At 59.6% G+C, this 18,631-nt stretch carries 19 protein-coding genes and 2 pseudogenes; 9 read left to right on the plus strand and 12 right to left on the minus strand.

What is annotated here, in order from left to right; translation table 11 throughout:
• Positions 1–134 precede the first annotated feature (134 nt).
• The 4 genes from cpxP to ACJ8QI_RS23930 all read left to right on the plus strand — a co-directional run bounded on the left by cpxP (position 135) and on the right by ACJ8QI_RS23930 (position 4,019).
• Complete coding sequence (gene cpxP, locus ACJ8QI_RS23915; RefSeq protein ID WP_004931122.1) at positions 135–614, plus strand: cell-envelope stress modulator CpxP; 480 nt, start codon at positions 135–137, stop codon at positions 612–614.
• 132 nt (positions 615–746) lie between these two features.
• Entirely contained in the window at positions 747–1,649 is a 903-nt protein-coding gene (gene fieF / locus ACJ8QI_RS23920; RefSeq protein WP_033649885.1) for a CDF family cation-efflux transporter FieF, read from the plus strand.
• A gap of 231 nt (positions 1,650–1,880) precedes the next feature.
• Positions 1,881–2,843, plus strand: a complete 963-nt coding sequence (pfkA, locus tag ACJ8QI_RS23925; RefSeq protein WP_004931116.1) for a 6-phosphofructokinase — start codon at positions 1,881–1,883, stop codon at positions 2,841–2,843.
• A gap of 186 nt (positions 2,844–3,029) precedes the next feature.
• A complete protein-coding gene (locus ACJ8QI_RS23930; protein WP_025160374.1) occupies positions 3,030–4,019 on the plus strand; it encodes a sulfate ABC transporter substrate-binding protein in 990 nt (329 codons plus the stop codon).
• A gap of 65 nt (positions 4,020–4,084) precedes the next feature.
• On the opposite strand, the gene tpiA is transcribed toward ACJ8QI_RS23930, so the two are convergent.
• Together tpiA and ACJ8QI_RS23940 are read right to left on the minus strand one after the other, a co-directional pair.
• Positions 4,085–4,852, minus strand: coding sequence for a triose-phosphate isomerase (tpiA, locus tag ACJ8QI_RS23935; protein WP_004931113.1), 768 nt, complete (start codon positions 4,850–4,852; stop codon positions 4,085–4,087).
• 127 nt (positions 4,853–4,979) lie between these two features.
• Positions 4,980–5,564, minus strand: a complete 585-nt coding sequence (locus tag ACJ8QI_RS23940; RefSeq protein ID WP_047729614.1) for a DUF1454 family protein — start codon at positions 5,562–5,564, stop codon at positions 4,980–4,982.
• A 199-nt stretch (positions 5,565–5,763) separates the two neighbouring features.
• Here ACJ8QI_RS23940 and ACJ8QI_RS23945 point away from each other — a divergent pair, with 199 nt between their 5' ends.
• A complete protein-coding gene (locus ACJ8QI_RS23945) occupies positions 5,764–6,183 on the plus strand; it encodes a DUF805 domain-containing protein (protein ID WP_019452229.1) in 420 nt (139 codons plus the stop codon).
• An 11-nt stretch (positions 6,184–6,194) separates the two neighbouring features.
• Here the strand turns inward: ACJ8QI_RS23945 and fpr are convergent, their stop codons facing one another.
• Together fpr and ACJ8QI_RS23955 are read right to left on the minus strand one after the other, a co-directional pair.
• Positions 6,195–6,941 carry a ferredoxin--NADP(+) reductase gene (fpr, locus tag ACJ8QI_RS23950; RefSeq protein ID WP_149571897.1) on the minus strand — a complete coding sequence of 249 codons (747 nt, stop codon included), beginning with the start codon at positions 6,939–6,941 and terminating at the stop codon, positions 6,195–6,197.
• A gap of 3 nt (positions 6,942–6,944) precedes the next feature.
• Positions 6,945–7,556, minus strand: coding sequence for a helix-turn-helix transcriptional regulator (locus tag ACJ8QI_RS23955; RefSeq protein WP_060424972.1), 612 nt, complete (start codon positions 7,554–7,556; stop codon positions 6,945–6,947).
• Positions 7,557–7,853: 297 nt separating this feature from the next.
• Between ACJ8QI_RS23955 and emrD the strand changes: the two genes are divergently transcribed.
• From emrD to ACJ8QI_RS23970, 3 genes and pseudogenes are all read left to right on the plus strand, one after another.
• Positions 7,854–9,038, plus strand: coding sequence for a multidrug efflux MFS transporter EmrD (gene emrD / locus ACJ8QI_RS23960; protein ID WP_004931102.1), 1,185 nt, complete (start codon positions 7,854–7,856; stop codon positions 9,036–9,038).
• Between the two features lie 134 nt (positions 9,039–9,172).
• Positions 9,173–9,457: pseudogene (locus ACJ8QI_RS23965) on the plus strand (dicarboxylate transporter/tellurite-resistance protein TehA); the annotation flags it as partial.
• A gap of 35 nt (positions 9,458–9,492) precedes the next feature.
• Positions 9,493–9,705 (plus strand): annotated as a pseudogene (locus ACJ8QI_RS23970) (dicarboxylate transporter/tellurite-resistance protein TehA); the annotation flags it as partial.
• 40 nt (positions 9,706–9,745) lie between these two features.
• Here the strand turns inward: ACJ8QI_RS23970 and glpX are convergent.
• From glpX to ACJ8QI_RS23985, 3 genes are all read right to left on the minus strand, one after another.
• Positions 9,746–10,756: a class II fructose-bisphosphatase gene (glpX, locus tag ACJ8QI_RS23975; protein ID WP_070913792.1), complete on the minus strand. Its 1,011-nt coding sequence runs from the start codon at positions 10,754–10,756 to the stop codon at positions 9,746–9,748.
• 127 nt (positions 10,757–10,883) lie between these two features.
• Positions 10,884–12,392, minus strand: a complete 1,509-nt coding sequence (glpK, locus tag ACJ8QI_RS23980) for a glycerol kinase GlpK (RefSeq protein ID WP_019452234.1) — start codon at positions 12,390–12,392, stop codon at positions 10,884–10,886.
• A 42-nt stretch (positions 12,393–12,434) separates the two neighbouring features.
• Positions 12,435–13,280, minus strand: a complete 846-nt coding sequence (locus ACJ8QI_RS23985) for an MIP/aquaporin family protein (protein WP_038872721.1) — start codon at positions 13,278–13,280, stop codon at positions 12,435–12,437.
• Between the two features lie 524 nt (positions 13,281–13,804).
• Here ACJ8QI_RS23985 and zapB point away from each other — a divergent pair.
• Positions 13,805–14,044: a septal ring assembly protein ZapB gene (zapB, locus tag ACJ8QI_RS23990; RefSeq protein WP_004931092.1), complete on the plus strand. Its 240-nt coding sequence runs from the start codon at positions 13,805–13,807 to the stop codon at positions 14,042–14,044.
• A gap of 60 nt (positions 14,045–14,104) precedes the next feature.
• Here zapB and rraA read toward each other — a convergent pair whose 3' ends face one another.
• The 5 genes from rraA to ftsN form a co-directional block, all read right to left on the minus strand.
• Positions 14,105–14,590, minus strand: coding sequence for a ribonuclease E activity regulator RraA (rraA, locus tag ACJ8QI_RS23995; protein ID WP_038872664.1), 486 nt, complete (start codon positions 14,588–14,590; stop codon positions 14,105–14,107).
• Between the two features lie 75 nt (positions 14,591–14,665).
• Entirely contained in the window at positions 14,666–15,583 is a 918-nt protein-coding gene (locus ACJ8QI_RS24000) for a 1,4-dihydroxy-2-naphthoate polyprenyltransferase (RefSeq protein ID WP_015379416.1), read from the minus strand.
• A gap of 96 nt (positions 15,584–15,679) precedes the next feature.
• Complete coding sequence (gene hslU / locus ACJ8QI_RS24005; RefSeq protein ID WP_025304663.1) at positions 15,680–17,014, minus strand: HslU--HslV peptidase ATPase subunit; 1,335 nt, start codon at positions 17,012–17,014, stop codon at positions 15,680–15,682.
• 12 nt (positions 17,015–17,026) lie between these two features.
• Positions 17,027–17,557, minus strand: a complete 531-nt coding sequence (gene hslV, locus ACJ8QI_RS24010) for an ATP-dependent protease subunit HslV (protein ID WP_004931085.1) — start codon at positions 17,555–17,557, stop codon at positions 17,027–17,029.
• Between the two features lie 102 nt (positions 17,558–17,659).
• Positions 17,660–18,589: a cell division protein FtsN gene (gene ftsN, locus ACJ8QI_RS24015; RefSeq protein WP_070913791.1), complete on the minus strand. Its 930-nt coding sequence runs from the start codon at positions 18,587–18,589 to the stop codon at positions 17,660–17,662.
• Positions 18,590–18,631: the final 42 nt, after the last annotated feature.

Raw genomic sequence — 18,631 nt, forward strand, 5'->3', positions numbered from 1 at the left:
AGACGCAAAATACGTCATCAACTGTTGCCATTCCATGACTTTACGTAGTTTTACATGCACTGACGCAGGTTTTCAGGTGTAGCGGTACACTGCTCCTCGTTGATTCGCAAAGTGAGAAAGCTTGAGGAGTTGAAATGCGTAAGGTGACCGCATTAGTTATGGCATCACTGCTGGCAATTGGTTCGACCGCTGCCTTCGCTGCCGACACTATACCGGACACAGCCCAACCTCCCGGCAACGACGCGATGACCCGAATACCCGGCCAGCACCATATGTTCGACGGTGTCAGCCTCAGTGAACAGCAGCGCCAGCAAATGCGCGATTTGATGCGCCAGGCCCGGCACGATCTGCCTGGTGTCAATGTAGCTGAAATGGAAGCCATGCATAAACTGGTGACCGCAGAGAAATTTGACGAAGCCGCCGTGTATGCCCAGGCGGAAAAGATGGCCCAACAGCAGGTCAAGCGCCAGGTCGAAATGGCCCGGGTGCGCAACCAAATGTATAACCTGCTGACGCCAGAGCAAAAAAGTGTTTTAGACCAGAAACATCAGCAGCGTATGCAGCAGATGGAGCAACAAATTTCTGGTTTGCAGCAAGCTTCTGCCCAGAAGTGAAGTACGACTGAGTAGTCCCCTGTTTTTCCTTGCCATAGACACCATCCCTGTCTTCCCCGCCATGATGGCGGGGTTTTTTTTATCCGACATTTCGCTATATTGAGCGCCACACCTTTTGACCGGGATCCCTTCATGGAACAGCGCTATGCACGCCTGGTAAAGTCCGCTGCGTTGGCCGCTACCGCGCTGGCGTCGTCGCTGCTGTTGATCAAAATCGTCGCCTGGTACCACACCGGTTCGGTCAGCCTGCTGGCGGCGCTGGTGGATTCGCTGGTCGATATTGCCGCCTCGCTGACCAACCTTCTGGTGGTGCGCTATTCGCTGCAGCCGGCCGATGCCGAGCACACCTTTGGCCACGGCAAAGCGGAGTCGCTGGCGGCGCTGGCGCAAAGCATGTTTATTTCCGGCTCCGCCCTGTTTCTGTTCCTCACCGGCTTCCAGCATTTGTATGCGCCGCAAACGCTGCGCGATCCCGGCGTCGGGATCGTCGTGACGGTGATCGCGTTGATCAGCACCCTGATTCTGGTCACCTATCAACGTTGGGTGGTCAGAAAAACGCGCAGCCAGGCAGTGCGCGCAGATATGCTGCATTATCAGTCAGATGTCATGATGAATGGTGCTATTCTTATCGCTCTTGGGCTAAGCTGGTACGGCTTCCAGCGGGCGGACGCGCTGTTCGCGCTGGGCATCGGCGTTTACATCCTGTATAGCGCGCTGCGCATGGGCTACGAAGCGGTGCAGTCGCTGCTGGATCGGGCGTTGCCGGATGACGAACGCCAGGCGATTATCGAGGTGGTTTCCTCTTGGCCCGGGGTGAAAGGCGCGCACGATCTGCGCACGCGGCAGTCGGGGCCGACGCGTTTCATCCAGTTGCATCTGGAGATGGAAGACACGCTGCCGCTGCGTGAGGCGCATCGGTTGGCCGATCAGGTGGAACAGGCGTTGCGGCACCGTTTTGCGGGGGCGGACGTCATCATTCACCTGGATCCGTGCTCCGTGGTGCCGCCGGGTAGGCAGGGGCATTGGGAGCTATAATCAGATAGAGGCATAGATCGAAGTATTATCATGAATATCTGAGTTAGCTCAGCGTGCCATGCGGTGTTTTTACCGTTATATTGCGTGACTTGAATCAATTCAGCTGGGTGTTTTTGATATAATATCCAGCAATAAGCCGTAAAGCTGGTTTTCTGCAGCCGGAGAGGTTTCAAGACGATCGGCGGAGACAGAATTCTTAAGAAATTGCATCTACACAGTTCAGAGGTAGTCATGATCAAGAAAATCGGTGTACTGACGAGCGGCGGTGATTCGCCGGGTATGAACGCTGCAATCCGCGGCGTTGTGCGTTCTGCGCTTTCAGAAGGTCTGGAAGTTTTTGGTATTTACGATGGCTACCTTGGCTTGTACGAAGATCGCATGGAGCAGCTGGACCGCTATAGCGTGTCCGACATGATCAACCGCGGCGGCACCTTCCTTGGCTCGGCCCGCTTCCCGGAGTTCAGGGATGAAAACGTGCGCGCCAAGGCGATTGAAAACCTGAAGAATCGCGGCATCGACGCGCTGGTGGTGATCGGCGGCGACGGTTCCTACATGGGCGCCAAACGCCTGACGGAAGAAGGCTTCCCGTGCATCGGCCTGCCGGGCACCATCGATAACGACGTTGCCGGCACCGACTACACCATCGGTTACTTCACTGCGCTGGAAACCGTGGTGGAAGCGATTGACCGCCTGCGCGATACCTCCTCTTCGCACCAGCGTATCTCCATCGTGGAAGTGATGGGCCGTTACTGCGGCGATCTGACGCTGGCGGCGGCGATTGCCGGCGGTTGCGAATTCATCGTGCTGCCTGAAATCGAATTCAACCGCGAAGACCTGGTGTGCGAAATCAAGGCCGGTATCGCCAAGGGTAAAAAACACGCCATCGTGGCGATCACCGAGCACATCTGCGATATCGATGAGCTGGCGCGCCACATCGAGCAGGAAACCAAGCGTGAAACTCGCGCTACCGTGTTGGGCCACATTCAACGCGGCGGTTCGCCGGTTGCCTACGACCGCATCCTGGCCTCGCGCATGGGCGCCTACGCCATCGAGCTGCTGCTGCAGGGCTACGGCGGCCGCTGCGTCGGTATCCAGAACGAAAAAATGGTGCATCACGACATCATCGACGCGATCGAAAACATGAAGCGTCCGTTCAAGGGTGACTGGCTGGAAACGGCGAAAAAACTGTACTGATATGCCGCTCACCGCACGACAAAAAAGCCTCCGCTCGCGGGGGCTTTTTTATGCCCGTCGGCGATATATTCCGGAATCATCTATCCCAAAATTTTTTATTCTTTAATTGCCGGGAAAGTTTCTGGCAGGCTCTGATGCTAAATCAACCGATTGAGGTTGCGCTTAATTTTCTGGGAGAGCCTGTCGATGCGTAAATGGGGTGTTGGTCTGACATTGGTGCTGTTGGCGTCCGGCGCCATGGCGAAGGATATTCAACTGCTGAACGTGTCATACGATCCGACGCGTGAGTTCTATCAGGCTTACAACACGGCATTCAGCAAGCACTATCAGGCGGAAACCGGCGACAAGGTGACGGTGCGCCAGTCGCATGGCGGCTCCGGCAAACAGGCGACCTCGGTGATCAACGGCATCGAGGCCGACGTGGTGACGTTGGCGCTGGCCTATGACGTCGACGCCATCGCCGAACGCGGGCGTATCGAGAAAGACTGGATCAAACGCCTGCCGGACAACTCGGCGCCTTACACCTCGACCATCGTCTTCCTGGTGCGCAAAGGCAACCCGAAACAGATTCACGATTGGCCCGATCTGCTCAAGCCGGGCGTGTCGGTGATCACCCCGAACCCGAAAACCTCCGGTGGCGCCCGCTGGAACTACCTGGCCGCCTGGGGCTACGCGTTGCACCACAACAACAACGATAAGGCCAAGGCGCAGGATTTCGTCAAAAACCTGTACAAGAACGTCGAAGTGCTGGATTCCGGCGCGCGCGGCTCGACCAACACCTTCGTTGAGCGCGGCATCGGCGACGTGCTGATCGCCTGGGAAAACGAAGCGCTGCTGGCGGAGAAAGAGCTGGGCAAAGACAAGTTCGAGATTATCACCCCGAGTGAATCGATCCTGGCCGAACCGACGGTGTCGGTAGTGGATAAGGTGGTCGATAAACGCGGTACCCGCGATGTGGCGACCGCCTACCTGAAGTATCTGTATTCGCCGGAAGGGCAGACCATCGCGGCACAGCACTATTACCGTCCGCGCGATGCGGCGGTGGCGGCCAAGTTTGCCGGGCAGTTCCCGCAGCTGAAGCTGTTCACCGTGGATGACACCTTCGGCGGCTGGACCGAAGCGCAGAAGGTGCACTTCGCCACCGGCGGCGTGTTCGATGAGATCAGCAAACGCTGATGCCGGCTGAGCGGCAATAAAAAACCCCGGCAAGCCGGGGTTTTTTTATGACAAGCCTAAGACAATCAGGCTTTTTTCGCTGCGGCAGCGGCTTTGACGATCACGGCGAAAGCGTCGGCTTTCAGCGAAGCGCCGCCAACCAGCGCGCCGTCGATGTCCGGCTGAGAGAACAGCTCTGCGGCGTTCTTGTCGTTCACCGAACCGCCGTACTGGATGATGATTTCAGCGGCAACCGCGGCATCGTGTTTGGCGATGTGGTCACGGATAAATTTGTGCACGGCCTGCGCCTGCGCAGGGGTAGCGGACTTGCCGGTACCGATGGCCCAGACCGGCTCATAGGCGATCACGGTGCCTTTCATCGCCGGTGCGCCCAGCGTTTTCAGCACGGCGTCGATCTGGCGCGCACACACTTCTTCAGTTTTGCCCGCAGCGTTTTCCGCTTCGGTTTCACCGATGCACAGTACCGGGATCAGGCCGGCTTCTTTCAGCACGGCGAATTTCTCGGCGATGACTTCGTCGCTCTCTTTGTGGTAGGTGCGACGCTCGGAGTGGCCGATGATGATGTACTGGGCGCCGACGTCTTTCAGCATGTTGGCGGAAACTTCACCGGTGAAGGCGCCGGACAGGTTAACGTCCACGTTCTGCGCGCCCAGCGCGATGCGGCTGCCGGCCAGCGCGTGCTTGGCCTGATCCAGATACATCACCGGCGGGGCGATGGCGACGCCACAGCCGTCAACGCTGCTCAGCTCATTGCGCAGGCCGGCGATCAGTTCGTTGACCATGTGGGTGCTGCCGTTAAGCTTCCAGTTACCCATAACTAATGGATGACGCATGTTTTTTCCTCCAACTAGAAAACGCGAGAGTCGAAATGACAACTGCCGGACCGGCAGTTTACCTGCCCAACAGTATAGAGATCATTAAGCGCGAAGGCTTTGCTTTTCGTCATTAAATGCCGCGCCGTTACGGCTCGGAAAGCGCCAGCTTAATCGGTTCAACCGCGAAGGTTACGCCTTTATCGCCGTTGTCCGAGACGACATAGCGAATGGCGCCGACCTGCTGTTGGTAAAAGCGCGACCCTTTGCCTTTTTCCAGCAGGCTGTTCACCTTGTTCTGGCTCTGTTCCACCGTCAACGCCGGTTCGAACTGGCGCATCAGCGCCGCCATGTAGCTGATGGCGATGGCGCGCGCGGCTTTTTCTTCATTGGCCTGCTGCAGCGGCAGGTGAGTGATCTGCAACGTTTTGATTTTACCGGTGCCTTTCTCCAGCGCGGTGGAGGCGTACAGGTTTTCGTTGAGTTTGCTGGCGGCGCGCGTCAGCAGCGGCGAATCGTCTTCGGCGGCGGGAATGGCGCGGAATTCGCCAATCGGCAGCTTCGGGTTATCGCGGTTGTATTTTTCGCGGAATTTGACCACCGTCAGATCGAACGTCGGTGCCCCGGCCAGCAGGTAAGGTGCGGCGGGCGTCGCATCGGCGGGCGGCGGATCGGCCCAGGCGCTGGCGGCCACCTGAAGCAGGCAGGCGATGACGAGGGTTTTTCTCAGCATGGCGTATGGCATCAAGGACAAAGATGGCTCCGATTAAAGCGATAACCCGCGGGGCTTGTCAAAGATCCCACGCCATTATCGGTTCGCTGACGAGAAAGCTGTGCGGCGCACCGCGTTATGCGAGGCGGAAAACTCGGCCCGGCAGCGCCTATGTTACACTGCGGCGCAGAATATGGGCAGGCTTAGAGCGCAGGAATCGATGACGTTACAACAGTGGTGTTTTTCTTTTAAGGGCCGCATCGGGCGGCGCGACTTCTGGATTTGGATGGGGCTGTGGTTGGTGCTGATGGCGGCGGCGTTTACGCTGGCCAATTATCAGCTGGTCGCCATCCAATCCATCGCCTTCTTTATCGTGGCGCTGCTGTGGCCGACGGCGGCGGTGCTGGTCAAGCGCCTGCACGATCGCAACAAGGCCGGCTGGTGGGCGCTGCTGCTGATCCTGGCGTGGATGCTGGCGGCGGGGAACTGGCAGATGCTGGCGCCGATCTGGCAATGGGGCGTTGGGCGCTTCATTCCGACGCTGATTATCGTGATGATGATGATCGATCTGGGTGCCTTCGTCGGCACGCCGGGAGATAACCGGTTTGGCCCGGAAGCCGAACCGGTGAAGTTCCGCTGACCCTCGCCGGGTTACCAGTAGTGTTCGCTGGTGATGTGGCCCGGCTTGCGGCGCAGGTGCTTGCGCATCTGGCGGTGGTCTTTCAGCGTTTGCTGGGTGTCCCGCACCATTTGCGGGTTGCCGCACAGCATCACGTGGCTGGTTTCGGCGTCGATAGTCAAACCGATCGCCGCTTCCAGCCGGCCGTCCTCGATCAGCGCCGGTACGCGGCCGGTCAATGAGCCGGGCGCCTCTTCGCGGCTGACGACGGTCTGGATGCGCAGCTTGCCGTTGTAGCGTTGCTGCAGTTGCTGCATCAGCGGCAGGTAGCTCAGGTCACGCGCAAAGCGCGCGGCGTGCACCAGCACCAGGTTGTTGAAGCGCTCCAGGCCGGCGCCCTGCTGCAGAATCGATAAATAGGGGCCGATGGCGGTGCCGGTCGCCAGCATCCACAGCGTATCGCAGTCGGGCACCTCGTCCAGCACGAAGAAGCCGGCCGCTTCTTTGGTTACCATCACGTCCGAGCCCGGCTGCAGCTGACTGAGGCGCGGGCTCAGCTTGCCTTCCGGCACGGTGACCAGATAGAACTCCAGATTGGCGTCGTCGGGGGCATTGACGTAGGAGTAGGCACGTTGCACCCGTTCGCCGTCGATCTCCAGCGCCAGCTTGGCAAATTGCCCGGCGGTGAAAGGATCGATGGGGGCCTTGACCACCAGGCTGAACAGCCCGTCGGTCCATTGTTTTACCTGCGTAACCTTGCCGTTTACCCATTCAGCCATACTCTAAAGCTCCCGTGGTCGAATCAAATAAGCACAATGTCGTGAGCCGGAAATGGCGTGCGCGGTGCGCTCTACCCGGTAGTCGTTGCCGAACAGGCGGTGAAACAGCTGCAGCTCGGAATTGCACAGGCTGCTGCAGCTGGAACCGGCCACGCCAATCGGGCAGTGGTTTTCCACCAACAGCGTGCCGTGCGGGTGGTCGAACAATTCGGCCATGTAACCGTCGTGTTGCCGCAGGCGCACCAGGCGGGCTAACCGGTCCTGATGGCTGCGCTCGGCGGACAGCTCTTCGGCATAACGCAGATAAAGCTGCTCTTCGCGCGCGTTGAGCAACGGCTCCACCCCGGCGCCGCCAAACAGCTGCAGCGCGGATGCCCGCAGCCGCTCCTGATCGGCGGCGGCAAAGGCGTGCCCTCGCTCGGTCAGCGACCAGTAGCGCGTCGGGCGGCCGACCTTGCTGCGCGCTTCTTCGTAACAAACCAACTCACGTTTTTCCAGGGATTGCAGATGTTGTCGGATGCCCATCGGCGTAATGTCCAGACGCTCCGCCAGCATTTTGGCCGAGTGCGGGCCGAGAGCCTTTAACTGCAATAAAATCAGCTCAGGTGTTTTCATGAACCAAATCCCTATGGTGTTATTTTATTTCAAGTTGATGAAAAGAATTATCGATTAAATGCTAAAGCGCGGCTACTGCAAGGGCGCTATTTTTAACTCCAAAGCGTTAGACGTACAGTTTAATTTACGAGCCTGGTCGGGTTTGCTGCCAGTGTGACCTGGATCAATATCTGCCTGAAACTCGCTAAAAAAATCAGATTTGATTAGTTTATGCCGCCATAGAGGGCTGCTCGCCGTTCTGGCTGCTGCAACGGCCATACCGGGACGCTGTGACGAGTTGAAACGTTAACGAAGATAATGAGAAAACTAGAGAATTTTCACCTGCTGGTGATGCTTATCCTGTTGGTCGCCGTCGGCCAGATGGCGCAAACCATTTATGTTCCCGTGATTGCTGATATCGCCCACGATCTGTCGGTTCGCACCGGCGCCGTGCAACGGGTGATGGCGGCGTATCTGCTGACCTACGGTTTCTCCCAGCTGATTTACGGTCCGATATCGGACCGTATCGGACGTCGTCCGGTGATCCTGACCGGCATGATGATCTTCCTGGTCGGTGCGCTGGGCGCGCTGCTGTCCACCAACCTGACGATGCTGGTCGCCGCCAGCGCGATTCAGGGCATGGGCACCGGCGTGGCGGGCGTGATGGCGCGCACCATGCCGCGCGATCTGTATGCCGGCACCGCGCTGCGCTACGCCAATAGCCTGTTGAACATGGGGATTCTGGTTAGCCCGCTGCTGGCGCCGGTGATCGGCGGCGCATTGGCAATGGTGTTCGGCTGGCGCGCCTGTTATGCCTTCCTGTTGGCGCTGTGCGCCTGCGTCGCCTTCGCCATGTTTCGCTGGTTGCCGGAGACCCGCCCGGTGCAGACGGAAAAACGCCGCATGCTGGCCAGTTTTCGCCAGCTGCTGGGCGACAGCACCTTCAGCTGCTATCTGGTGATGCTGATCGGCGCGCTGGCGGGGATTGCGGTATTCGAGGCCAGCTGTGGCGTGTTGATGGGCGGCGTATTGGGGCTGAGCGGTCTGACCGTCAGCATCCTGTTCATTCTGCCGATCCCGGCGGCGTTTTTCGGCGCCTGGTACGCCGGGCGCGACGGCAAGACCTTCCACACCCTGATGTGGCATTCGGTGATTAGCTGCCTGCTGGCGGGGGCGATGATGTGGATCCCGGGCTGGTTCGGCGTGATGAACATCTGGACGCTGATCGTGCCGGCCGCGCTGTTCTTCTTCGGCGCCGGCATGCTGTTCCCGCTGGCGACCACCGGGGCGATGGAGCCGTTCCCTTACCTGGCCGGCGCGGCGGGCGCGTTGGTGGGCGGCATGCAGAACATGGGATCGGGGCTCGCGACCTGGCTTTCCGCCATGCTGCCGCAAACCGGGCAGTTCAGCCTCGGATTGCTGATGTTCGCGATGGCGCTGCTGATCCTGCTGTGCTGGTGGCCGCTGTCCAACCGGATGCAACATCAGGGGCATACCGCATAACCCTCTTCCTGAACCGGCGCAGGCCTTAGTCTTGCAAGACGACTAAGGTCCTGCCGCCGGTTTGACCCAGGTTATTACTGCGCTGAGGCGATCGGTATACACTTTACCGACAGTATTTTTCCGGGTTATTCGCTATGTCATCACTGCAGTGCATTCAACGTGTTCCCGTCGGTTTCTTTGGGATGGTTCTGGGGGTTTTCGGCCTCGGCAGCGCCTGGCGATACGCCGCCACGCTCGGCTATGGGCCCGGCTGGCTGGGTGAGTCGCTCATCTTTCTCGGCAGTGCTATCTGGCTGGCGTTGGCGCTGATCTATCTCTGCCGCTGCCTGATTGACCCACGCGCGGTGCGTGACGAGTTTCGCAGCAACACTCAGTTCAGTTTTATCAGCTTGCTTCCGGCAGGCGGCGTGTTGGTGTCCATCGGTTTGCACCCCTACAGCCTGCCGGTGGCTTCAGCCCGGGCATGTGGGCTTTCTCGTTCGGCTTATCGGCGATGGCGAACGCGTCGCTGCGGTTGTTGCAGAGCCAGCGCGGGGCAGATATGCAAGTGCTGGCCTGGGGGCTGTTCGCGTTGGCTAACCTGCTGCTCGTCGGCCTGATGGTGAAGACGCTGTGGCTGCTGTTGCGTGGGAAACTGCTGCCCGCCAAAACGCCGGTGGCGGGATGAACCCGCCCTCAGCGGAGGCTGGGGGCGGTCTCTTGTCGGCTTACAGCAAAAACTCGTGCAGCGCCGGGTCTTTGCGATCCAGATAGTGGGTCGAACGGATGCGGCGGATGGTGCGCGACTTGCCGCGGATCAGCAGGGTTTCGGTCGTGGCCATGTTGCCCTGGCGGCTGATACCCTCCAGCAGATCGCCCTTGGTGATGCCGGTGGCGGAGAAGATCACGTTGTCGTTGCGCGCCATCTGGTCCATGCGCAGCACCTGACCGGCCTCGATACCCATTTCCCGGCAGCGTGTCAGTTCCTGTTCGCCGATGCGGCGGTTCTCGGCGCTGTCGCCTTTCACCTCATGGCGCGGCAGCAAACGCGCCTGCATGTCGCCGTCCAGCGCGCGGATCACCGCGGCTGAGATCACCCCTTCCGGCGCGCCGCCGATGCCATACATCACATCGACCTCGCTTTCCGGCATGCAGGTGAGAATGGAGGCCGCCACGTCGCCGTCAGGAATGGCGAACACCCGCACGCCCAGCTGCTGCATCTGCGCGATGACGCCGTCGTGGCGCGGTTTGGCCAAGACGATCACCGTCAGCTGCGACAGCGGTTTGCCCAGCCGTGCGGCGACGTTCTGCAGGTTCTCCGCCAGCGGCAGGTCGAGATCGATGGCGCCGCGCGCCGCCGGGCCGACCACCAGCTTCTCCATGTACATGTCCGGCGCGTGCAGGAAGGTGCCGCGATCGCCCACCGCCAATACCGCCAGCGCATTGGACTGGCCCATGGCGGTCATGCGGGTGCCTTCGATCGGATCGACCGCGATGTCGACTGCGTCGCCCTGGCCGGTGCCGACCTGTTCGCCGATATACAGCATCGGCGCTTCGTCGATCTCGCCTTCGCCGATCACGATGCGGCCATCGATATCCACTTTGTTGAGCATGATGCGCATGGCGTGGACCGCCGCGCCGTCGGCGGCGTTCTTGTCGCCGCGTCCCAGCCATTTGTAGCCCGCCAGCGCGGCGGCTTCGGTAACGCGGGAAAATTCGATGGCTAATTCACGTTTCATGGCAAACCTGTCTGTGAGAAAGGGAAGAAAATATCGGCAAAGTCTATCACAGCACGGTGGCGGCGGGGCGGGGCAAAAAAAGCGCCGCCCGCAGGCAGCGCTTGTTGGAGAAACGGCAGCGTCGAGATTACTCGTGATCTTCCCATGCCTGAGCACGAGCCACCGCTTTTTTCCAGCCGCTGTAGCGGTAGTTGCGTTCGGTGGTTTCGATGCTTGGGCGGAATTCGCGCTCAATCACCGCTTTGCTCTTCACTTCATCCAGATCGTTCCAGTAGCCGATGGCCAGGCCCGCCAGGAACGCGGCACCCAGCGCCGTCGATTCACGCACCTCAGGGCGTTCTACGCGGGTGCCGAGGATATCGGACTGGAACTGCATCAGGAAGTTGTTGGCGACCGCGCCACCGTCCACGCGCAGCGATTGCAGGCGGGTGTTGGCGTCGGCCTGCATGGCGTCCAGCACGTCACGGGTCTGGAAGGCGATGGATTCCAGCGTGGCGCGGATGATGTGGTTGCTGTTGGCGCCACGGGTCAGGCCGAAGATGGCGCCGCGGGCATACGGATCCCAGTAAGGGGCGCCCAGGCCGGTAAAGGCCGGCACCACATAGACGCCGTTGCTGTCTTTCACCTTGGTGGCGAAGTATTCGGAGTCGGCGGCGTCGCTGATCAGTTTCAGCTCATCGCGCAGCCACTGGATAGACGCACCGCCGATGAACACCGCGCCTTCCAGCGCATAGTTCACTTCGCCGCGCGGGCCGCAGGCGATGGTGGTCAGCAGGCCATTTTTCGAGCGCACCGCTTCTTTGCCGGTGTTCATCAGCAGGAAGCAGCCGGTGCCGTAGGTGTTCTTCGCCATGCCCGGTTGAACGCACAGCTGGCCGTACAGCGCTGCCTGCTGGTCACCGGCGATACCGGCGATAGGAATACGCGTGCCGCCTTTACCGCCGATGTTGGTCTGGCCGTACACCTCGGAGGAAGGACGGACTTTCGGCAGCATGGCACGCGGGATATCCAGCACTTCCAGCATGCGCTCATCCCAGTCCAGCTCGTGGATGTTGAACATCATGGTGCGTGAGGCGTTGGTGTAATCGGTAACGTGTACGCGCCCCTGGGTCATTTTCCACACCAGCCAGGTATCGACGGTGCCGAACAGCAGTTCGCCGCGCTTGGCGCGCTCGCGGGCGCCTTCGACGTTGTCCAGGATCCACTTCACCTTGGTGCCGGAGAAGTACGGGTCAACCACCAGGCCGGTGTTGTGACGGATGTACTCTTCCAGGCCGTCGCGCTTGAGCTTCTCGCAGATGTCGGCGGTGCGGCGGCACTGCCAGACGATGGCGTTGTAAATCGGCTTGCCGGTCTCTTTTTCCCAGACGATGGTGGTTTCGCGCTGGTTGGTGATGCCAATGCCGGCGATCTGATCGGAACTGATGTCGGCTTTCGCCAGCACTTCTACCAGCGTCGAGCTTTGCGACGCCCAGATCTCCATCGGGTCGTGCTCAACCCAGCCGGCCTTTGGATAGATCTGCGGGAATTCGCGCTGCGATACCGCAACGATGTTGGCGTCGTGATCGAGCACGACGGCGCGTGAACTGGTGGTCCCTTGGTCGAGTGCGACAATGTATTTTTTTTCTACAGTCATGGTAATTATCCTGCTGTTGTTAACCGTGTAAAACTGCACCCATCACGCTTTGCGCTGCTGGGTCTTGGCATCAGGCTCTTCTTCCGTCACGCAGACGTCGCACGGCAGGTGGCGGCCAATCAGCGCACGGTAACCGAAAGCGCCCAGGCCACAGCCGACGATAGGGGCGAAGATCGGCACCAGGAAGTACGGGATGTCCCGTGCGCCGGTGAAGGCGACTTTGCCCCAGCCGGCCAGGTAGGCAAACAGTTTCGGCCCGAAGTCACGCGCCGGGTTCAACGCAAAGCCGGTCAATGGTCCCATGGAGGCGCCGATCACGGCAATCAGAATACCGATCAGCAGCGGGGCCAGCGGGCCGCGCGGAATGCCGTTGCCGTCGTCGGTCAGCGCCAGGATCAGGCACATCAGAATGGCGGCGATCACCGTTTCTACCAGGAAGGCCTGGCCGACGGAGATGTGCGCGTTAGGGTAAGTCGAGAAGATGCCCGCCAGTTCGAGGCTTTCGTTGCTGCCGCGCACCATGTGGTGAGCCGCTTCAAAGTCGAAGAACAGGTTGTAGTACAGCCCATAGACCAGGGCAGCGGCGCAGAAGGCACCGGCGACCTGTGCAATGATGTAAGGCACCACTTTGCGCCCGTCGAAGCAGGCGAACAGCCACAGAGCGAGGGTGACCGCAGGGTTGAGATGCGCGCCGGAAATGGCGGCGGTCAGATAGATGGCCATGGCGACGCCCAGGCCCCAAATGATGCTGATTTCCCACTGGCCGAAGCTGGCGCCCGCCAGTTTCAGCGCGGCAACGCAGCCTACGCCAAAGAAGATCAGCAGCGCCGTGCCGAGGAACTCGGCGATGCACTGGCCTTTTAATGTCGGACTGGTGGTTTGGCTCATAATGTTGTTGTCCTGCAAAACGGCGGTTGTTGGTTTATAGGCTCAGTTGGGTATACATCCGGCCTATGGGCACAGTTTTTTTCATCTCGTCCAATTATTGAATAAGGACGTGATGTAAATTTATCGTTAACGAACATAAACGAGAAATAGCGAAATCAAAATGTGTGTGGCGCGTCATAAAATTGAGCGATTTCGCGTCGTTTAGTGTTCTTTCTGAGCCATAAAAGTGTGATCTGACCAGTGGTTTGGCGAGGGTTGTTAACAACTCGCGGCGGTGGCGGCGGGGATTTTCAGTTTTTGCTGATGGCGGGGGCAGGAAAATTGCAACAGACTGCGCGATGATCCGGTATGTTGCTAGACAGGCGGAGACTGGCTACTTACAATCGTTTTTAACGAATCGAGACTGGCGCGCCTTCTGTAACGGCGCGCGTCACTGAGCGCGATGCAATATTCGCAGTAGCTGCAGCCGACGTTGCGGCCGCTACTTATAGATGTACGCCTTGCTATCATGAGGGGACTGAAGCATGTCATTTGAAGTATTTGAGAAACTGGAAGCAAAAGTACAGCAGGCGATTGATACCATCACCTTGTTGCAGATGGAAATTGAAGAGCTGAAAGACAAAAACAACTCTCTGTCGCAGGAAGTTCAGGCTGCCTCCGGCAACCACGAGGCGCTGGTGCGCGAAAACCAACAGCTGAAAGAAGAACAGCACGTATGGCAAGATCGCCTGCGCGCTCTGCTGGGCAAAATGGAAGAGGTCTGATTCCTCACGCCATGCAGCAACGAAAAGGGCGCCTCAGGCGCCCTTTTTCATGACCGAAAATCACTCGATGTCGAGCGGGTCTTCGGAGAGGATGATGCCGGTGTTGTCGGCATACAGGTGATCGCCGGAGAAGAAGGTGACGCCACCGAAGTTGACGCGGATATCGCTTTCGCCCACGCCTTCGCTCACGGCACCCACCGGGATCGCCGCCATCGCCTGAATGCCGATGTCGAGCTCTTCCAGATCGTCCACCTGACGCACCGCGCCGTACACCACGATGCCTTCCCATTCGTTCTGGGCGGCCAGGCGCGCCAGTTCGGCGTTGATCAGCGCCCGGCGTACCGAACCGCCGCCGTCGACCAACAGCACGCGGCCGCGGCCGTTTTCTTCAAGCAGATCGAACAACAGGCCGTTATCCTCAAAGCATTTCACCGTGGTGATCTGCCCGCCAAATGAAGTACGCCCGCCAAAATTGGAGAACAGAGGTTCAACAACGTTCACCTCTTCATGATAGATGTCGCAAAGTTCGGAAGTATCGTATTTCATAGGATTTTACGTCTGTTTGCCGCTGGAATGTTCAGTATATCCCTTTATTCGCCCTGTTGGCAAAATCATCAGTTTTTAACTGAGCGCCACGCCGATGGCGAACAGCAGGTTGGCCAGCAACGCCGCCTTGACCATGTGTTCCAGCATCGGCCGCATGCCGACCGGCGTCGGATCGCGCAGCACGCGCAGGCCGTGGCGCACCAGCAGCGGGATCGCCAGCACGAACAGCCAGCCCCACGGGCTGTGGAGATTGAACAGCGTAAACAGCGCGAAACACAGCACCGCGCCGCCGAGCAGCAGGGCATGGTAAATGCGCGCCTTGTGCGGGCCGAGGCGCACCGCCAGCGTGTTCTTGCCGTTTTCGCGATCGCTCTCGATATCGCGCAGATTGTTGATGTTGAGCACCGCCGTCGCCAGCAGGCCGCAGGCGGTGGCCGGCAGCATCACGACGCTGTCGAAGGTGTGCGTTTGCAAATAGTAGGTGCCGGCCACGCTCAGCCAGCCGAAGAACACCAGCACCGAGATGTCGCCCAGCCCCAAATACCCGTAGGGCTTGTTGCCGACGGTATAGGTGATGGCCGCCACGATAGACAGCCCGCCCAGCACCAGGAAGCCCACCACGTCGCTGGGTTGCTCGCAGGCGACGGCGATCAGCGAACAGCCGGCGAGGGCGATCAGCACCACCGTCACCACCAGCGCCCGTTTCATCTGCGCCTGAGTGATCATGCCTTTTTGCATGCCGCGCAAGGGCCCGATGCGATCTTCTTTGTCGCTGCCTTTGACCGCATCGCCGTAGTCGTTCGCCAGGTTGGAGAGGATCTGCAGCAGGCCGGCGGTCAACAGCGCCAGCAGCGCCACTTCAGGTTTCAGGCTGCCGTGCCAGGCGGCGATGGCCGAGCCGACCACGATGGAGGCAAAAGCCAACGGCAGGGTGCGGGGGCGTAGACTTTCCAGCCAGGCGGAGATCGGGGTGGTGGAGGTTGATGAGCTCATGTTTCGCTTCTGTCAGTGAGTTGCGGTGTCCGTTAGAAATAATTGTGGGAGGCAATGCCTCCCACACAGATGACTGACAAGACAATGATTGAGCGATTATAGGATAAAACGACTCAAATCTTCATCCGCCACCAGTTCATCCAGATGACTGCGCACGTAATCCGCATCAATTGTAATGGATTGGCCATTAATTTCACTCGCATCGTAGGAAATATCTTCCATCAGACGTTCCAGCACGGTGTGCAGACGACGCGCGCCGATATTCTCGGTGCTTTCGTTGACCTGCCACGCGGCTTCGGCGATGCGGCGGATGCCGTCGGCGGTGAACTCGATGTTGACGCCTTCGGTGCCCATCAGCGCTTTGTACTGCTCGGTCAGCGACGCGCTCGGCTCGGTCAGGATGCGCTCGAAGTCTTCGGTGGTCAGCGCCTGCAGCTCAACGCGGATCGGCAGACGGCCCTGCAGTTCCGGGATCAGATCCGACGGATTGGCGGTCTGGAACGCGCCGGAAGCGATGAACAGGATGTGGTCGGTCTTCACCATACCGTGCTTGGTCGATACGGTGCAGCCTTCCACCAGCGGCAGCAGATCGCGCTGCACGCCTTCGCGCGAGACGTCCGGACCGGAGCTCTGGCCGCCGCGCTTACAGATTTTGTCGATCTCGTCGATAAACACGATGCCGTGCTGTTCAACCGCTTCGATCGCCTGCTCTTTCAGCTCTTCCGGGTTCACCAGCTTGGCGGCTTCTTCTTCCACCAGCAGCTTGAAGGCTTCTTTGATCTTCACCTTGCGCGGCTTTTGCTTCTGGCCGCCGAGGTTCTGGAACATCGACTGCAGCTGGTTGGTCATCTCTTCCATGCCCGGAGGCGCCATGATTTCCACGCCCATCGGCGCCGCGGCCAGATCGATTTCGATCTCTTTGTCGTCCAGCTGGCCTTCGCGCAGTTTCTTGCGGAATGCCTGGCGGGCGGCGGACGGCTCCTGATGCTCTTCCGGCTGGCCCCAGTTGTTCTTAGCCGGCGGGATCAGCACGTCGAGAATGCGCTCTTCGGCCAACTCTTCGGCACGGGTGCGGTTTTTCTCGATCGACTGCATGCGCACCATTTTGATGGCGGCATCGGTCAGATCGCGGATGATGGAGTCCACTTCTTTGCCCACATAGCCCACTTCGGTGAACTTGGTGGCTTCAACCTTGATGAACGGCGCGTTGGCCAGCTTCGCCAGACGACGGGCGATTTCGGTTTTACCGACGCCGGTCGGGCCGATCATCAGAATGTTTTTCGGGGTCACTTCGTGACGCAGCATCTCGTTGAGCTGCATCCGGCGCCAGCGGTTGCGCAGGGCAATGGCGACAGCGCGTTTGGCCTTGTTTTGGCCAATGATATAGCTGTCCAGTTCGCTGACGATCTCGCGCGGGGTCATTTCAGACATGGTATTCGATCCTTACGCTTTGGAAGGCAATTCTTCAATGGTGTGGAAATGGTTGGTGTAAATACAGATGTCGCCGGCGATGTTGAGGGATTTCTCAACGATGTCGCGGGCGCTCAGCTCGGTATTTTCCAACATGGCGCGGGCTGCGGCCTGGGCGTACGGGCCGCCGGAACCGATGGCGATCAGATCGTTTTCCGGCTGCACCACATCGCCGTTGCCGGTGATGATCAGCGAGGCGGTTTCATCGGCGACCGCCAGCAGCGCTTCGAGCTTGCGCAGCATGCGGTCGGTGCGCCAGTCTTTCGCCAGCTCGACGGCAGCTTTCACCAGGTGGCCCTGATGCATTTCCAGTTTGCGTTCAAACAGTTCAAACAGCGTGAAGGCGTCAGCGGTGCCACCGGCGAAACCGGCGATCACTTTGTCGTTATACAGGCGACGCACTTTCTTGACGTTACCCTTCATCACCGTATTACCCAGGGTTGCCTGGCCATCACCACCGATGACGACCTGGCCGTTGCGGCGTACGCTTACAATTGTTGTCACGAGCAGACCCTCGTTAAAGACGGAAAGAAGTCCCCGCAGCGCCTGCTTTCGCAGACGCTACGAGGCATATTGAGAGTATAGATGGGGGGGGATTGACGCTTTTCAACCCCCAACGGAGAGGGGAATGCAACTCGACATGCCGACGCCCTTCAGGCGCGAAAGGGTTTTGTCCGCGGCGGCGCGGCTGCTGTACGGGCCGAGCACCACGCGATTCCAACCACCGCCGGCGGTGATGCGGCTCTCGATGCCTTCGAACGCCAGGCGCGCACGCACGGATTCAGCCTGATCGGTGGCGCGGAACGAACCGCATTGCACCATCCACTTCTGCTTCGACTCCGGTTTGGTTTCCTGCTTGGCCGTTTCCTGCTTCACTTCCGGTTTGGGCTCCGGCTTCGGTTGCGGCTTCGGCTCAGGCTGTTTCACCTGCACCGGTTGCTGGGCAGTCGGTTTTGGCTGCGGGTGCACCGGCGCGGTAGTGGCCCCGTTGCTGAACGGGTTGCGCGGCGGCTGGCTGACCTGCTGCTGTTGCTGTACCGGCTGCTGCTGCATTTGCTGTTGTTGCATCTGCTGCTGCTGGCGGGTGCTGCGCGCGTTGGCCTGGCCCGGATCGTTATACGGCACTTCGTTCAGCTGCGTCGGGCGCTGCTGCATATCGGCCTGCATCTGCTCCAGCAGCTGCCGCTGTTCGGCGGTCAGCTGAGTTTTGGAATTGAGCTCGCCGCCGGCCGTCGGTTCGGTCGGGGTTTGCACGCCGATCTGCCGGTTTTCCAGCTCTTTGATGTAGCGCCAGCGCTCTTCCGGCTTCGGCGGCAGGCCGTTGCCGGGGCGCGTGGTGTGCGCAGGCAACAACGGCGCGTCTTCCGGCTTGTTGTGCGTAATGAAATAGAGGCCACCGACAAAGACAACCAGCAACGCGGCGGCTAACGCCAGCACGGTTTTGGAAACCTTCGGAGAACTGCGTTTTTTACGGCTGGGGGTTTTACGCTTAGCTCCTGCTGCGCGCCCACGGCTTACATAGTCTTTTTGTGCCACTATTATTCCGCTGTGTCCTGATGAGAGGATAAGTCCGTCATG

It is taken from the genome of Serratia sp. CY84636 (assembly GCF_052166245.1).
In the GTDB taxonomy this organism is placed as follows: domain Bacteria; phylum Pseudomonadota; class Gammaproteobacteria; order Enterobacterales; family Enterobacteriaceae; genus Serratia; species Serratia nevei.